The 406-nt window shown below is 61.8% G+C and carries 1 protein-coding gene; it reads left to right on the plus strand.

The window, feature by feature from the left end; genetic code table 11:
• The coding region (locus BN358_RS26375) for a hypothetical protein (protein WP_198018413.1) at positions 1 to 341 on the plus strand (341 nt) is incomplete at its 5' end.
• Positions 342 to 406 lie beyond the last annotated feature (65 nt).

Below are 406 nucleotides of genomic sequence, written 5' to 3' on the forward strand. Positions count from 1 at the left end.
TGGTAGAGACCTTCCATGCGGTGTACAGCGTCGAGGACGGGAGCCTTCTCTACGTGTACCCCGAGCACGACACGACCGCGCACTACGTTCTGGATGGCGATATCGAGATACACCCTCGCTTGAACGACATCGAGGCCAACGAGCGTGTCGCGGAGGCAATCTCCGCCAGAGGCGGACGGATCATCGGAACGCCCGCAGATCACCAGCGTTACCGCTTGGTCTGCCCCGAGTGCGGCGATTCGCTGACCCTTGTTCAATCGCGACTCCAGCCCGCTTTCCGGGGTCTCTTGGCTCACTCATTCGAGTCCATCTCCCTGGCCGAGATTCGCGAGAATCTGTAGCCCCGCGCCTGCGTGTCGTGGGCGGTTCTGTCCACGCTTGGGTCGTAGCCTTACTCCATCGGGCA

This window comes from Sedimentibacter sp. B4 (assembly GCF_000309315.1).
GTDB classification, from domain to species: Bacteria; Bacillota; Clostridia; order Tissierellales; family Sedimentibacteraceae; genus Sedimentibacter; species Sedimentibacter saalensis.